Source organism: Bacteroidia bacterium, assembly GCA_033391075.1.
Classification (GTDB): Bacteria; Bacteroidota; Bacteroidia; order J057; family J057; genus JAWPMV01.
The window spans coordinates 2,925,889-2,941,759 of the sequence record JAWPMV010000001.1; the positions used below are offsets into that span (position 1 = coordinate 2,925,889).

12 protein-coding genes are annotated in these 15,871 nt (G+C 43.5%); 9 read left to right on the plus strand and 3 right to left on the minus strand.

The features are described 5' to 3' along the window. Positions 1–19: 19 nt before the first annotated feature. Positions 20–883, minus strand: a complete 864-nt coding sequence (locus R8P61_11815) for a sulfite exporter TauE/SafE family protein (GenBank protein ID MDW3647745.1) — start codon at positions 881–883, stop codon at positions 20–22. A gap of 83 nt (positions 884–966) precedes the next feature. Between R8P61_11815 and R8P61_11820 the strand changes: the two genes are divergently transcribed. The 9 genes from R8P61_11820 to R8P61_11860 all read left to right on the plus strand — a co-directional run bounded on the left by R8P61_11820 (position 967) and on the right by R8P61_11860 (position 8,374). Next, a complete protein-coding gene (locus tag R8P61_11820) occupies positions 967–1,989 on the plus strand; it encodes a zinc-binding alcohol dehydrogenase family protein (protein ID MDW3647746.1) in 1,023 nt (340 codons plus the stop codon). Positions 1,990–2,105: 116 nt separating this feature from the next. Then, a complete protein-coding gene (locus tag R8P61_11825; GenBank protein MDW3647747.1) occupies positions 2,106–2,723 on the plus strand; it encodes a YeeE/YedE thiosulfate transporter family protein in 618 nt (205 codons plus the stop codon). Between the two features lie 18 nt (positions 2,724–2,741). After that, on the plus strand, positions 2,742–3,155 hold the full coding sequence (locus R8P61_11830) for a YeeE/YedE thiosulfate transporter family protein (GenBank protein MDW3647748.1): 414 nt from the start codon (positions 2,742–2,744) through the stop codon (positions 3,153–3,155). A gap of 2 nt (positions 3,156–3,157) precedes the next feature. After that, complete coding sequence (locus R8P61_11835) at positions 3,158–3,409, plus strand: peptide methionine sulfoxide reductase (protein MDW3647749.1); 252 nt, start codon at positions 3,158–3,160, stop codon at positions 3,407–3,409. Between the two features lie 82 nt (positions 3,410–3,491). Continuing rightward, positions 3,492–4,262: an aldolase/citrate lyase family protein gene (locus R8P61_11840; GenBank protein ID MDW3647750.1), complete on the plus strand. Its 771-nt coding sequence runs from the start codon at positions 3,492–3,494 to the stop codon at positions 4,260–4,262. A 21-nt stretch (positions 4,263–4,283) separates the two neighbouring features. Beyond that, positions 4,284–5,741: an NAD(P)/FAD-dependent oxidoreductase gene (locus tag R8P61_11845; protein MDW3647751.1), complete on the plus strand. Its 1,458-nt coding sequence runs from the start codon at positions 4,284–4,286 to the stop codon at positions 5,739–5,741. After that, positions 5,720–6,808 carry a CaiB/BaiF CoA-transferase family protein gene (locus tag R8P61_11850; protein MDW3647752.1) on the plus strand — a complete coding sequence of 363 codons (1,089 nt, stop codon included), beginning with the start codon at positions 5,720–5,722 and terminating at the stop codon, positions 6,806–6,808. The genes R8P61_11845 and R8P61_11850 overlap by 22 nt, the downstream gene beginning before the upstream one ends. Positions 6,809–6,969: 161 nt before the next feature. Beyond that, positions 6,970–7,248, plus strand: a complete 279-nt coding sequence (locus tag R8P61_11855) for a YiaA/YiaB family inner membrane protein (protein ID MDW3647753.1) — start codon at positions 6,970–6,972, stop codon at positions 7,246–7,248. A 124-nt stretch (positions 7,249–7,372) separates the two neighbouring features. Then, complete coding sequence (locus tag R8P61_11860) at positions 7,373–8,374, plus strand: TRAP transporter substrate-binding protein (GenBank protein MDW3647754.1); 1,002 nt, start codon at positions 7,373–7,375, stop codon at positions 8,372–8,374. A 75-nt stretch (positions 8,375–8,449) separates the two neighbouring features. Here the strand turns inward: R8P61_11860 and R8P61_11865 are convergent, their stop codons facing one another. Together R8P61_11865 and R8P61_11870 are read right to left on the minus strand one after the other, a co-directional pair. Further along, positions 8,450–10,561: a CHAT domain-containing protein gene (locus R8P61_11865; GenBank protein ID MDW3647755.1), complete on the minus strand. Its 2,112-nt coding sequence runs from the start codon at positions 10,559–10,561 to the stop codon at positions 8,450–8,452. 463 nt (positions 10,562–11,024) lie between these two features. Beyond that, on the minus strand, positions 11,025–15,842 hold the full coding sequence (locus R8P61_11870; GenBank protein ID MDW3647756.1) for a CHAT domain-containing protein: 4,818 nt from the start codon (positions 15,840–15,842) through the stop codon (positions 11,025–11,027). Positions 15,843–15,871: the final 29 nt, after the last annotated feature.

Below are 15,871 nucleotides of genomic sequence, written 5' to 3' on the forward strand. Positions count from 1 at the left end.
GCCTCTGGTTCCGCTTTTTTTATGACTCATAATTAAAGAAAACACTCACAAGCATGGCAATGCCAATCAAGAGGAATACCAGGCTGATCCCTTGCTCCATTTTTTGTTGATTGAATTTCCCCTGCAAGGCCGGTCCTATTTGTCCTCCTATGATAACTCCGGGCACAGTATATACTACTAAATGCCAGGGTACAGAGAGCATGCCACCCTCATTGACCATCAATAAAACATGGGCGATTGCAGCGCTCATAACCGTACAAATTACAATCAAAACTGAGGTAGCTGCTGCTACTTGAAAAGGGATATTGCCCCTTTTCAATAATTGGGGCATCACCATTTCACCTATCCCCACAGAAACCAAACCTGTGAGGAAAGCGCCCATGGATGTCATGCCTGCATGAGCCATATAAAAGGGATAGGAATAAGTATTTCCCGCTTTATCTGTTAAGCTTCTTCCCTTTTCTTTACTCACCTTCTTTTCTGACTTCATCCACTTTTCTTCAAACAAAATAAATGCTGATATCATCAACATCAGCAAGCCATAAAATAGAATTACCATTTCGCCCGAAAAAAGCCTGACTGCAAATACTCCCAGAAGCGCAAAAGGGAGTGCCAGTCTGAGAAAAGAGATACTAAGAGAATAATCAATTAAGCCTTTGCGATAGTAGCCCACAAAACCCGATGCAAAACCAAAGGAGGTCGTAAGTAAGGCTGCTGTAATAGCTGTCAGAGGATCTTCCAGTAAATACTCATCTCCCAAAAGCGGAAAAAGCAACAAAAAAACCGGCGTAAAAATCGCAGCTCCCCCAATACCACACAGCATGGCTATACATGCTATCAGGATTGCTATGGGAAACATAAACCAATAAAGGCTAAAATCCATCAAAGAAAATTCTCTATTTTGATGCAGTTTAGGTCTGCATCATTCGCGAAAAGGCCAAGAAGACGACAATTTCAATAATTTTTATGAAAGCTATACGGCTAGACAAACCCTTCGACTTCCATTTGATAGAAACAGCAGAACCTAAAGGCCCGATGCCAGATGAGATCATTGCCAAAGTTCATCGAATTGGAATCTGTGGAACAGATTTGCATGCATTTACCGGAAATCAACCTTTCTTTTCCTATCCGAGAATATTGGGTCATGAATTGGGAGTGGAGATTTTGGAAAAGGGTAGCGAAGTAAATCATCTGCAAATTGGAGATAAATGCACGCTCGAACCTTATCGAAATTTGACAAATGATCAGGCAGTTCGAAATGGAAAGCCCAATTGTGGAGAGCAGATTCGAGTATTTGGAGTGCATGAAGACGGAGGCATGCAGGAATACATCAAGTACAAAGCCAGTAATTTGCATCCTTCCCCCCTACTCGACTATGATCAATTAGCTCTGGTAGAACCTCTAGGAATAGGATTTCACGCTGTAAACAGAGCACAATTGCATGCAGATGATTTGGTGCTTGTTATAGGAGCCGGTCCCATTGGATTAGGGACTATGGAAGCGGTAAAACTGAAGGGCTGCAAATTTATCGCTATGGATATAAATCATGAGCGCCTGGAAGTATGTCAAAAACATTTGTCTCCTACGGCCTGTGTTCTTGCCAATCAGGATCAAACAGAAGAAGCAATCAGAGAAGCTTTTGAGGGAGATCTCCCAACAGTCATTTTTGATGCGACGGGAAATAAGTCATCTATGGAAAACTCCCTGAAATATGCAGCCCATGGAGGGAAGATCGTTTTCATTGGTTTGTTTCAAGGAGAATTCAGTTTTCATGATCCCTATTTCCATAAAAAAGAATTGAGCTTGCTCGCCAGCCGGAATGCTTTGGCCAGCGATTTCAAGGAAATAATTCAGCATATGGAATCCGGCAAACTGGATGTGTCTTATTGGATCAGCCAAGTCGTTGATTTTGAACAAATGCCCCAACTTTTTCCTCAATGGACCCAATCCCCAAAGGGAATCATCAAAAGTGTACTAAAATTTTCATAAGGGAAGCAGAGCAAGACTTCATATATTTCTTCCAAAATGTAAGCTTCATTACAATTTTATTATTTTTAGGCTAGAATTTTTGCAATTCAATTAATGCATTACAATCTTCTTGTTCTATGCTACCTAAGAATATTTTGCTCCTCAATGTCCAGGATGTAGGACTTTGGGAGTTGTTTACCGGGCCCTGGCACTGGGCTTTCTCTGGATTTATGATTACCCTGGTCCTTTTCCTCCTTGTCTGGATGGGTAAAAGTTTTGGGGTCTCCTCTTCTTTCAAAGATCTTTGTAATCTGGCGGGAGCAGGAAAAAAAGTTCCCTATTTCGACTTCAATATCAAGGAAGAATACTGGCGCCTGAGCTTTGTCGCAGGGGGCCTTATAGGGGGTTTTATTGCCTTCCAATTTATGCAAAGTCCGAATCCGGTTGACATATCCGTTGACACCCGAAATTTCCTGGCAACATTGGGAATGGGCTATCCGGAATCTGACTTGAGCGGACAGGGCTTTGTGCCAACGGAAATCTTCAATTTCTCAAGCTGGAAGGGCATCCTTCTCGCCTTAATTGGAGGAGTCTTGGTAGGGTTTGGAACTCGATATGGTAAAGGTTGTACCTCTGGCCATGCAATCACAGGATTGGCCCATTTACAACTACCTTCCCTTATCACTGTTATCGGATTTTTTATCGGAGGCTTGATAATGACCCATTTAATCCTTCCTTATCTCATTGTTCTATAATATTTGCCCTCAATCATTATGAAAAATATAGCCTACGCATTGGTCGGAATCGTTTTTGGGATTACCATGACCAAATCAGAAGCAATCTCCTGGTACAGAATCATAGAAATGTTTCGCTTTGAAAGCTTTCATATGTATGGAATTATTGGAGTCGCCGTCGGATTGAGTGCTTTACTTCTATTCATCCTGAAACGAAATAAATTCACTACCCTGGAAGGAGGACTTATTGAGCATGAAAGCATGCAACTCAGGCCGAAACGACATCTTCTGGCCGGTTCTATTTTTGGATTAGGATGGGCCCTCCTGGGCGCTTGTCCGGGCCCTATTTATGTCCTCATAGGTAATGGATTTCTCATAATGGGAGTGGTTCTGATCGGAGCAGTATTGGGGACCTATTTATATGGGATTTGGATGGATAAATTGCCTCATTAAATTTGGACTTACTCCCGTATATACAAAGGATTCCTGCTGGTTATTCAGAAGCATTTTATAAAGGGAAAAAATATGGATTGAGTAAAGAAATATTCAACCAGGGCAAATCTTTTAAAATTTTTGCAGAAGAATTAGGAGGCAATGATTTCATCAGCTTCAACTATTACCTGAGCAGCAAAAAGGAATACTTAAAACCCTGTGAAATGCCTGCAGAGAAGGTTATAGCCTTCCTAAAAGAAGCAAAAGTTAAGTAAACGCACTTACATTCAACATAAAAATTTCATTCCATTAAATCCCCTTTTATATTGTAGCCTAAGCCCTTAATTAACTGCTACAATGGAACTCCCCAGGAACAGACTCAAAGAAAAATTACAATCCGGATATGTCAGTTATGGCATATGGCATGGAATGGTAGATACCTATGCTGCTGAAATATGTGCTGGCGCAGGTTTCGACTGGGTGATGATAGATGGGGAACATACTCCCTTTGATTTCAGGTCCATGTTGATTCATGCCCAGGTAATGGCAGCCCACGAAAGTGCAGTTTTTGTTCGGCCCCCTATAGGTGATCCCGTAATGCTTAAGCAATTATTGGATGCAGGCATTCAGAACTTCCTGATCCCCATGGTCGAAAGTGCAGAACAGGCAAAAGAATTAGTTGCTGCCATTCATTATCCTCCCAAAGGGAAAAGAGGAGTTGGAGCAGCCCTGGGTAGAGCTTCCCAATGGGCAAGAATTCCAGACTATATAAAAACAGCCGCAAAAGAGCTATGCCTGATTCTTCAAGTGGAATCCGTAAAAGGCATGAAGGAGCTGGAAAACATTTGCCAACTGGATGGAGTTGATGGGGTATTCATTGGGCCCGCAGATTTGGCAGCTTCTATGGGGTATCCGGGGGAACAAGTACGAGATGAAGTGAGAGAAGAAGTCAAAAGAGGGCTGCATATCATCAAATCGCATAATAAAATCACCGGAGTCCTTGCTTTCTCAGAACCCTATATTCAGGAATATACAGAAGCTGGCGCCAATTATATTGCCATTTGTTCTGATTCCTTGATGCTAGCGGAAAGTAGTTCAAATATGGCCCGGAAATATGTAAAGGAATAAGTCTTAGCTGGGATTAACTCCATGGAGAAATACGATGCAGTAGTCATAGGATCAGGACCCAACGGATTGGCAGCAGCCATAGAAATGGCTCGTCATCAATTGAAAGTCCTGGTACTTGAGATGTCGGAGGAAATTGGGGGAGGAACCCGAACGGCAGAACTGACTCTGCCCGGTTTCAAACATGACTTCTGTTCCGCTGTACACCCCACAGGCATTCTTTCTCCTTATCTAAAAGAATTACCCCTCGAAAAACATGGCTTGAAATGGCTTTTTCCCGAGCTATCTGTCGCTCATCCCCTGGATGATGAAGCTGCTGTTCTTTTATCTAAAGATCTGGATGCAACTGCTGCCGGATTGGGAAAGGATGCCAAATACTGGAAAAGACTGTTCGGCTATCTGAGTAAAAATGGAGAAGAAATACTAAAAGACAGCTTCAAAGCTTTAGGGGTGCCAAAGAATCCTGTTTCATTGGCAAGATTTGGACTCAATGCTTTTCTCCCCGCAAATGCCTATGCAAAATTCGTCCTGAAAGAAAAGAGAAGCAGGGCTCTTTTTGCAGGTTGCGCCGCCCATAGTTTATTGCCTTTTGATTTTCTATTTAGCTCCGCACTTGGGATCATGTTTGCCATGAGTGCTCATATGGTAGACTGGCCGGTCGCAGAAGGAGGATCGCATAGCATCACGAAAGCAATGGCTGCCTACCTCAAAGAATTGGGAGGCGAGATTCAGACCGGTATAAAAGTCGAGCATTGGAAACAATTGCCCGAAGCCAAAGCATATTTGTTCAATACCGATCCCTATCAATTGGCCCATATTGCAGAGGAGAAATTACCGAAGAGCTATACCAAAAGACTCAGAAAATACAATTTTGGAATGGGCTCCTTTAAACTGGATTGGGCATTGGATGGACCGATTCCCTGGAAGGATCCCAATTGCCTGAAAGCTTCGACTGTTCACATCGGGGGAACGATAGAAGAAATTGCATACGGAGAAAAAATGGCCTGGCAAGGCAAATATGTAGATCAACCCTATGTCCTCCTTTGCCAACAAAGTCAAATAGATCCCAGCAGAGCCCCGGAAGGCAAACATACCGGCTATGCCTATATCCATGTTCCCCAAGGATCGGATAAAGACTGCACAGAAATCATTGAAAATCAAGTTGAACGATTTGCACCCGGATTTAAAGATATTATCCTTGCCCGGCACAAGACCTTCCCCTCCGATTTTCACCAATACAATCCCAATTATTTCGGAGGAGCAATTGCCGGAGGGGCTGCCGATATCAGTCAATTATTCAGCCGTCCCATAGCCAGACTCAATCCGTATACGACTCCCAATCCCAGTATTTATATTTGCAGTGCTTCTACCCCACCCGGAGGCGGAGTTCATGGCATGTGCGGATACTGGGCAGCAAGAGCAGCTTTACAAAAACAATTTAATATCAAGACCAAACACATATGGGACCACTCGCAGGAATAAAGATCATTGAAATAGCCGGTTTAGGGCCAGGCCCCTTTGCAGGCATGATGCTGGCCGATATGGGAGCTGATGTGATATTGGTTGAAAGAAGGCTGGATACGAGTAAGACTCGGATTCCAGATTGCAACCGACGAGGGAAAAAATCTATTGCCATCAATCTCAAAGATCCTGAAGGAGTGGAAACCCTATTGAAGTTGGTGGAAAAAGCAGATGCTCTGCTGGAAGGATTTCGTCCGGGAGTAATGGAAAGGCTGGGCATAGGGCCAGATGTCTGTATGCAAAGAAATCCCAAATTAGTGTATGGCAGGATGACAGGTTGGGGTCAATATGGGCCCTTGTCGCATGCTGCAGGACATGACATCAACTACATTTCCCTAACGGGTGCACTTGGAGCCATTGGAAATGCAGGAAGCAAACCAGTCCCTCCCCTGAATTTGGTGGGCGATTATGGAGGGGGAGCTATGTTTTTGGTTTGTGGAATGCTCGCGGCCCTCTTAGAGTCCCAAAAATCTGGAAAAGGCCAGGTAATCGATGTAGCCATGACAGATGGATCAGCTGTATTGATGTCCATTTTCAATTCCCTCCATAAAATGGGCCTTTGGAAAGCTGAAAGAGGCATCAATATGTTGGATTCAGGCGCTCATTATTATGATACCTATGAATGCAAAGACGGAAAGTTTGTTTCCATCGGTTCTATAGAACCGCAGTTCTATGCCTTACTTATGCAAAAGGCAGAACTTTCGCCCGAAGACTTCAAATCCCAAAATAACTCCTCGAAATGGCCGGAACAGAAAGAAAAATTGGTTGCGATATTTAAAGCAAAGACCCAGGCAGAATGGTGTGAGATCATGGAAGGGAGTGATGTATGCTTCGCGCCAGTGTTGGATTTTATTGAGGCACAAAGTCATCCGCATAATGTAGCCCGCGAAACCTATATCGAAGTAGATGGCTTCATGCAACCCGCGCCTGCTCCCAGATTTAGTAGAACTCCCTCTGAGGTAAAGCATGGTTCCAGGGCATCTGGAGAAGACACAGAAGAAGTCCTTAGTTCCTGGGGAATCAGTTAATGCGTACTCTTTTACCGTCCTTTTAGCAAACCATTAACTATTCAGCATCAATCCTTTAGCCCTCATGATCAAGGAATTCCAAAAGTCCTTTTCTCTGCCAAGACATTCAAACTCTCAGTCAAATCCTTCGTTTCTTAGGGTGAATCAAAAATGAAAACCCTATGAGTTCGAATGTAAAAAATCAACACACAGCAGCCTGGAGATTTCAAGTCTGGGCCTCCTTTCTAATTTCAGGAGGACTTACCCTCGGAGGTATTTTCTATTTGCCGGTAGACTTTTGGATTAAAGGTTATCTCGCTATGGGAATTCTCTTTCTGATCGGTTCCTGTTTTTCTCTTGCGAAAACATTGCGAGATGATCATGAAGCCACAGACTTTGTCAATCGGGTTCAGAAAGCAAAGACGGAAAAGATATTGAGTGAGTTTGAGCCGGGAGGATAAAAGATTGAAGTATTTAGCTGAATGGATGAGGCTTTCATGATAAAAATGAAAGCCTTTTTCCTTTGTCCAGTTTTTGTTGACTTTAAAAAGCCTGGTTTTTTTGAGGAATTTTTAAATTGGGTATATGCGAAAGCCCATCTCTACAATATCAAGCTGGATATTCCTTTTTCTGCTATTTTCCCTCCATATCCAATGCACGGAAAGAGCCGAGCCGGAGTATCTTTTTCGCGTCAGCCTCTGGGCGAATGAGCAGCATACCTGGGCAAAGGCTTTTCATCATTTTGCAGAAACCGTCCAGCAGGCTTCGGATGGTAGAATGAAAATAGAGATTTATTTATCCGAACAGCTAGCCAAAGAAAATGAATCCATTCGCCTCATACAGGCAGACATCATTGATATGACCGTCACGGGTTCTGTCCTTAGCAATTGGATTGAAATTGCCACCTTTTGTGAATTGCCCTTTCTCCTAAAGGATTCCACCGAGATGAAAGAGCTGATTGAAGGCCCTATCGGAAAGCGCATTGAACAAGAAATTCTGGAGAAAACCGGCCTCAGGCCCTTGACCTATTTTTCAAGAGGTCCCAGGCATTTGACCTCCAATCGTCCTATCAAACATCCGGATGACCTAAACGGTCTGATTCTTCGAGTTCCCAGTGTTCCTTCTTTTGTTACCGCCTGGAATGCGATCGGAGCGAAAGTCACTCCTATGGCTTTTTCGGAAGTCTTTACAGCCCTTCAACAAGGAACCATAGAAGCTCAGGAAAATCCCTTTGACCTCATTCAGAATGGGAGCCTATATGAAGTTCAAAAGTATATCAATTTGACGGGACATGTGATTAGCTGGAGCTATCCGGTAGTGGGCGAAAAGCAGTTCCAAAGACTACCGCCAGATTTGCAGCAAATCTTCCTGGAAGCTGCTCAGGAAATGCATGATTACGAACATGCCCTATTCCTCGAAAATGAGAAAACGATTCAGGACAAACTCAAGGAAAGAGGCATGGAATTTATTGAAGTTGACAAAGCAGCTTTTCAGGCAAAATGTGAGAAGGTGATTTATGAAAGCCTTTCGGATGAGATGAAAGAAGTGTATCAGAGCTTGTTGGATGGAAGGGAGAAAGCTAAATGATTGGCTTTGCTTGACACAAAAAGCCCGGATAATTGCTGGGATATATTCAAAATCCAATATTATAGAAACACTTACTTATAAATCCCTAATATATTGTTCTCCTTCTGAATCTGTGATTATTGCAAGAGCTGCTTTAGCTCTCGAAACACCAACATACAAATTTTCCTTTAGGTTGGCATGGCTGCCTTGATGAATCAATATTACCCCATCAGCCTCTAAACCTTTATACTGTGACACATCATAAACCCTATATGTCTTGGAATTATTGGTAATTGGCGTATTGAAATTGATTACAGTTTCCGTATATAGTCCTTCTGCCCAATTTTCATCCTGAAAAAACAAAACAATTTCAGAGCCCCACAAACCTAAATCCCGTCTCCGATATAACATTTTCATTTTCCCATTCATATTTTTCCAATAAATTCTATTGGCTCTTTCAGTAAATGAAATGGGAGCAGAATGATTATTTATATCTAAACCAATTGAATTCGCCAGTTCAATAACTGATTCAATGTCTTTATTTGATGGCAATTCATCAGAACTCAAACCTAAGTTTTCAAATTTATGCTTTATCCAATCGCTGTTATAGCCTTTCTTGATTAGTTTTCCATTATTTACAGCCTCAAGCAATCGAAGGTATAATTCATCTTTCCAACCGCTTCCCTTAGGCTTTCTAATAAGAATTTGATTCAAGTCCCAGTCTTTTACCCTTAATGAACCCGAAAGGAGAATTGCTATTTCATTTAGGCCTTCAAATTTTTCAATCCAGCGAACGGCATTTGGTAAAAGCTCGTTAAATACCCTTTCAATTTCTTTATAGGAATATAGTTTCACTTCCCCTAATCCTACAAGATCTTCAGAAGCCAGTGGTGCATTGAAGTGGAAGTTTTTCCTCATGAAATTAAAAATCTCGCCTCCATTTCTACAATTTCTTGACAAATCAATGACAGGTGATTCAATGGGATATTTACCTCTAAATGGCAAAAGTGCCTGGTTATCATCATGAAAAATGTAAAAGAAGCTGTTAGTAGAATTTTCTAATAACAATTCCAGAATCGTCCACCATTTTTCTCTAAAATCCTGTCCCTCATCGACAATTATTGCCCCATAAGTTTTCTGTCCATGATCAATTTTTTCAAATGCACTTTCTAATTCTGAATCAGTCGGTTCATATATATTGGTCCATTCCTTACCATAATCAATGGGCGGTTTCCCATTTAGCGAATTAATCCAATTCCCAAAAGAAAATACTTCCACACCAGAACCGGCAACTAGTCTCTCTAACTTATCAGCCAAATACGGATTATGGCAAAGGAGTAAAGTATCAATGCCTACATTTGATAATCGAATAGCTTTTTCGGCTGCTACAAGGGTTTTACCAGATCCAGCACAACCACTTATACGAACCCTTTTATTCACCCTTATCATCCTTAGCGTACGATATTGATCGTCAGTAAGGTTTTTAACCTTTTGCCGTAATAAGGCCATGGTCGAGCTGATAGATTCTGTGAAATTGTTAGTCTTAATTGAATACCCATCCCTAAGTTTCCAGGAAAGCATAGAATCGTCTGCTACGTAGAGACCCCATTCCAATTCATCTTCCAGCTTTTCTTCTTCCTCTCCAAAATACAAACTTCTAAATACTCGTTGATTTTCTGCTCCCGGTTCAATTACCGCTTTCGCTTTATTAAAGGCTTCTTCCAGTGTATCTCCGGCAACGAAGGAGCCATAAAAACTCTTAGAAAATTCAGCTGCTTTGTAATCATTTACTTCATGGCTAGTAGCTATGATAGCAGGAATGCCAGAATAAAGAAGAGATTCAACATGATCAAGGGTTTTACATGCATTTAAGAAAACCAATTGCAAATTTGGAGCGGCCTGCAAGAAGTCTTTTAAGGAGGTAGTATTGAATGCTATGTTTTTATTTTCTGCCGTCTGAAAATTGAGTTTATTACCATCATTGTGCCCTGAAAAATGAAAAACCAGTAACTGAGTCTTAAATTCATTCAAGTCTCGTAAAAGTTTATCGGGTTCAGTAGTTGCCGATGAATAAAAACTCCCCCATCCTTTCTTTTGATATCTTATCAAAATTGACTGAATGGCATCCTTTTCGGGAATTAGGGCATTGAGGAATACGCCTTCCTCATCATTAGCAAAAGTTAGAAATATTAAGGGTGCGTCTTTCAATTGGCAAGGGGGTTACAACAAATTGCTTAACCAGGAATTATTCGCAAACCTAAAGTATAAAACTTTCTGAAAGTTTCCTCTTTAAGCAAAAAGCATAGTTGCCTTTCATATCAGTATTTTAAAGTAAAAGTATGCTGGATAGAGTATACACATCCAGAGAAACTATATTCTGGAGAACAATAATTTTCTGGAAAACCAGAGAAAATAAAAGAGTATTTATTGTTTTTGGCACAAAAAAAAACGCGACTTGCAAATAGTCGCGTTGTAATTTGATTTTCAGTGTGGGCCCACCCGAAATAGAACACTTTTTATAAGCTTTTGAAATACAGATACTTACAAGTGAATAATATCATTTCGTGTTGCAGGCGTGCCTGCAAAGCAAAGAACGATCATGCATGTGTTATGCAGAGATTGATGATTCCAAATATTTAATAGTGCAAATAAATGCATCCAGGTTTCCTTTTTAGTAGCCTTTTCGATAGGCTTTAGGAATGCCATATTCCTCTTTTTCCTGATCCGAAAGAGGAGCTATGGGTACAGTTCTGAGGTACTTAAATAATGCTTCAGGTGTCAGCCAAATTCTAATCTTCCCATCCTCTGACCAGCTGAGGATCTTATCTTCCCCCTGGCTAAAGACAGCGCCGTAGATATAACTCTCATGCTCCATAGTGGCCAGCTCTTTGCCCGAGACATCCCAGAGCTTGACAGAGCCATTTTCTGACCAGCTGAGGATCTTATCTTCCCCCTGGCTAAAGACAGCCTCCCCTAGGACACTCCTCTCATGCTCCATAGTGGCCAGCTCTTTGCCCGAGACATCCCAGAGCTTGACAGAGCCATCCTCTGACCAGCTGAGGATCTTATCTTCCCCCTGGTTAAAGATAGCCCCTAGGACAATGCTCTCATGCTCCATAGCAGCCAGCTCTTTGCCCAAGACATCCCAGAGCTTAACAGAGCCATCAAATGACCAGCTGAGGATCTTATCTTCCCCCTGGCTAAAGACAGCGCCATCGACATAACTCTCATGCTCCATAGCAGCCAATTCTTTGCCCAAGACATCCCAGAGCTTAACAGAGCCATCCTCTGACCAGCTGAGGATCTTATCTTCCCCCTGGCTAAAGACCGCCCCTCGGACACTCCTCTCATGCTCCATAGCAGCCAGCTCTTTGCCCGAGACATCCCAGAGTTTGACTGAGCCATCAGAAGACCAGCTGAGGATCTTATCTTCCCCTTGGCTAAAGACCGCCCTAAGGACAAGTCTCTCATGCTCCATTGCAGCCAGCTCTTTGCCCGAGACATCCCAGAGCTTGACAGAGCCATTTTCTGACCAGCTGAGGATCTTATCTTCCCCCTGGCTAAAGACAGCCCCTAGGACACTCCTCTCATGCTCCATAGCAGCCAGCTCTTTGCCCAAGACATCCCAGAGCTTGACAGAGCCATCAGATGACCAGCTGAGGATCTTATCTTCCCCCTGGCTAAAGACAGCCCCTTGGACACTGTTCTCATGCTCCATAGCAGCCAATTCTTTGCCCGAGACATCCCAGAGCTTGACAGAGCCATCAAATGACCAGCTGAGGATCTTATCTTCCCCCTGGCTAAAGACAGCCCCTAGGACATCACTCTCATGCTCCATAGCAGCCAGCTCTTTGCCCGAGACATCCCAGAGCTTGACAGAGCCCTTGCTTCCAAACCCCTTCCCAGACCAACTGAGGATCTTATCTTCCCCCTGGTTAAAGACAGCCCCTTGGACAATGTTCTCATGCTCCATAGTAGCCAGTTCTTTGCCCGAGACATCCCAGAGCTTGACAGAGCCATCAGATGACCAGCTGAGGATCTTATCTTCCCCCTGGCTAAAGACAGCGCCATCGACATAACTCTCATGCTCCATAGCAGCCAGCTCTTTGCCCAAGACATCCCAGAGCTTAACAGAGCCATCAATTGACCAGCTGAGGATCTTATCTTCCCCCTGGCTAAAGACAGCCCCTAGGACACTCCTCTCATGCTCCATAGCAGCCAGCTCTTTGCCCGAGACATCCCAGAGCTTGACAGAGCCATCAGATGACCAGCTGAGGATCTTATCTTCCCCCTGGCTGAAGACCGCCCCTTGGACAATGCTCTCATGCTCCATAGCGGCCAATTCTTTGCCCAAGACATCCCAGAGCTTGACAGAGCCATCATATGACCAGCTGAGGATCTTATCTTCCCCCTGGCTAAAGACAGCCCCTAGGACACTCCTCTCATGCTCCATAGCAGCCAGCTCTTTGCCCGAGACATCCCAGAGCTTGACAGAGCCATCATATGACCAGCTGAGGATCTTATCTTCCCCCTGGCTAAAGACAGCCCCTAGGACACTGTTCTCATGCTCCATAGCAGCCAGCTCTTTGCCCAAGACATCCCAGAGCTTGACAGAGCCATCATCTGACCAGCTGAGGATCTTATCTTCTCCCTGGCTAAAGACAGCCCCTTGGACATCACTCTCATGCTCCATAGCAGCCAGCTCTTTGCCCGATACACCCCAGAGCTTGACAGTGCCATCATCTGACCAGCTGAGGATCTTATCTTCCCCCTGGCTAAATACAGCCCCTTGGACATCACTCTCATGCTCCATAGCAGCCAGCTCTTTGCCCGAGACATCCCAGAGCTTGACAGTGCCATCATCTGACCAGCTGAGGATCTTATCTTCCCCCTGGCTAAAGACAGCCCCTTGGACATAACTCTCATGCTCCATAGTAGCCAGCTCTTTGCCCGAGACATCCCAGAGCTTGATAGAGCCCTTCTTACCTTCAAAACGATCCCTGGACCAGCTGAGGATCTTATCTTCCCCCTGGCTAAAGACCGCCCCTTGGACTCTACTCTCATGCTCCGTAGCAGCCAGCTCTTTGCCCGAGACATCCCAGAGCTTGACAGAGCCATCATATGACCAGCTCAGTACCTTATCTTCCCCCTGGCTGAAGACCGCCCCTTGGACAGGCTCCGCATGAATAAAGTTTACCTCTGCAAACTTTTTCTTGTGCAAGAGCGGTTGATAATAGGCTGAAAACAGGTTTGTCACCACTTTAGGATCAGGACTCAGACTATCAGCGGCGTAGGCCGCCTCAGCCAATCTTAAAGATCTGGTAGAGTTGATAGATCTCTGATCTTTTGAATTTGCCGCTAGAAGTGCCGAGGCTCCATCCTTCCCTCTCTCTATCCCATCTACTCCTAGAAAAGCGGCTACTCCTGAAATGGATAAAATGACAATAATAGCAGCAATGCCTAAACCCAGAATGATTCGATTTCGTTTTTTTCTTTTTTCTCGGGCTGTTTGGCTATCTGTAATTAAGCGCTCTTCCTCCTTCATCCATGCCCTCATGCCTGTTTTGCCTGCTTCTACGGTAGACAAATCTTCCTCATCCAGGATACCTGTTTCCTCAGTGGAATTGAGCATTTTACTTTCCAAAATCCTGTAGGCTCTTTGACCGGGTTTATCCGAATCTTTATGTTCTTTTTGGATGATGGGTGCAAGAGTGTCATGACTCAAGCTTCTACGGGACTTTACTTTATCGGTCAATAAGTAGAGGTTTTCCAATTCTTTCAGCAAAGCATCCATTTTATTTCCCAGATGAGGGTATGTCTCTTTGAGCTTATGGTCTTCATGGCTAGTCGCTGTTCCGAGTTTAGTTGTATAGGCATAGAGCACATCCAGAGCAAGGCCCGATTGTACAGCTTCTGGATTTTTGGTCTCGAGGGTTTCCATCTGTTGATGGAAGAAATCTTGCAGGAGATAGCCTTCTTTTTTTAAATCCTGGTATAAGGCGATTGAGAATTCTGCATTTTTTGCTTCCTTCCACATACGACTGAGCAATATCTGGAGGGCAGGAGCCAGCGCACTTTCTGCATCTTCCAGGAGATCATCTGCTATAATTCCGCCTAAGTCTCCCTCAGCAGTATCCAGAATTTGTAAGCCGTACTTTTCCTGAGTAAAGCTATTTTCCGTGATGCCTTCTATGGCCTCTACGATACCTGCCCGGGAAAGTCTTTTCAAGAATAGCTCGGTAAAAGTCAGATTGAACTCATAGGCCAATTCCTCTATCTCGGGATGATATTCTTTTCTATAGGAAAGAATGATTTTCCCCTTAGGTTTTTCAGTCTCTCCATCGAAGCATTCAGCAAGGATTCTGAAGAGTTCATTGAGTTCGGCCTGAGCTTTCGGAAGATTCTTTTTGGTAAAGGTCTCTTCCAATTGATCTAAAATTATGATCAAGGCTTTGCCCTGATCTTTTTCATGCTTGATCCAGGCATCATAAATTCCCTCTGCAGTTTCGAGTTTAAAAATAGCTTGTAAGGATTCTATAGCTCCCTCTTCAGCTCTTCTAACATACTGGAGTTGGTATTCTTCCTCCAGTCTGGGTAAAAGGCCTGCTTCCAGAAGCGAAGATTTTCCTACGCCCGTCTGTCCGTGAAAAAGAATGATGGGATGTTCACCTTCGATCTTTTGGTATAGCTCTGCGATTTCCTGCCCTCGGCCAAAGAAGATCCCTGCATGTTCTTTTTTAAAATGCCTGAGGTTGATGAAGGGTTCTTTGGGAAGTTTGAGATAATACTTTTGGGGAACATCTGGCAAATCGGCCAAAGGATCCTTACCCATAATTTTCCACCTCAAGACCTTTTCGTCTTGTATGTGTAAGCCCCAGGGAATCCCTTCCTTTTTTTTCCCTTTCTTAAGATAAGCCAGATCAATCTTCCTAAATACCTGGGATTTTGTATCCTTAGTAGAAATGACCGTCTTTGCCTGGTTGAAGGCCGTCTCCAGGGTATTGCCTGAAGCCAGGGAGCGATACAGCGCTATGGAAAACTGTTTAGCTTGTCTATCAGGAATAGCTTCATCCGTTAGGATAACTGCAGGAACTTTGATTGCTTTCAGTGCTTCCAAGATTCCATCGGAATTGCAAGCGTTCAGAAAGACCAATTTTAGTTTAGGTGCTGACTGGACTTCTTCTTTCAGAATCGAAATCAAATCATTCCCTTGTAACATCTCCTTATCACTGCCTTCTAATTGAAGGCTTTCTCCGTCTGAATGGCCCGAAAAATGGAAAATGGAGATTTGTCCTTTAAATGCATTGAGTCCTTCCATGATCTCATCGATGCCTGATCCGGCATTGTGGACGATACCTCCTTCTTTTTGAAAGCTGGCTAGTTTGGAATTGATGCCGTTTTGTTCGGGTTTGAGGGCTTCGAGGAAGGCTCCTTTGGAGTCATTGGCAAATGTGAGAAAAACAACTGGACTAGGCGTATTCTTAGGCATGGGCTTCTGTTATTTCATACTAAATAACA

Excerpts from the sequence above, each read along its gene's own strand:
- R8P61_11830 (MDW3647748.1), top strand. The coding sequence starts at position 2,742 with ATGAAAAATATAGCCTACGCATTGGTCGGAATCGTTTTTGGGATTACC.
- R8P61_11870 (MDW3647756.1), bottom strand. The coding sequence starts at position 15,842 with ATGCCTAAGAATACGCCTAGTCCAGTTGTTTTTCTCACATTTGCCAAT.
- R8P61_11855 (MDW3647753.1), top strand. The coding sequence starts at position 6,970 with ATGAGTTCGAATGTAAAAAATCAACACACAGCAGCCTGGAGATTTCAA.
- R8P61_11850 (MDW3647752.1), top strand. The coding sequence starts at position 5,720 with ATGGGACCACTCGCAGGAATAAAGATCATTGAAATAGCCGGTTTAGGG.
- R8P61_11845 (MDW3647751.1), top strand. The coding sequence starts at position 4,284 with ATGGAGAAATACGATGCAGTAGTCATAGGATCAGGACCCAACGGATTG.
- R8P61_11825 (MDW3647747.1), top strand. The coding sequence starts at position 2,106 with ATGCTACCTAAGAATATTTTGCTCCTCAATGTCCAGGATGTAGGACTT.
- R8P61_11820 (MDW3647746.1), top strand. The coding sequence starts at position 967 with ATGAAAGCTATACGGCTAGACAAACCCTTCGACTTCCATTTGATAGAA.
- R8P61_11860 (MDW3647754.1), top strand. The coding sequence starts at position 7,373 with ATGCGAAAGCCCATCTCTACAATATCAAGCTGGATATTCCTTTTTCTG.
- R8P61_11840 (MDW3647750.1), top strand. The coding sequence starts at position 3,492 with ATGGAACTCCCCAGGAACAGACTCAAAGAAAAATTACAATCCGGATAT.
- R8P61_11815 (MDW3647745.1), bottom strand. The coding sequence starts at position 883 with ATGGATTTTAGCCTTTATTGGTTTATGTTTCCCATAGCAATCCTGATA.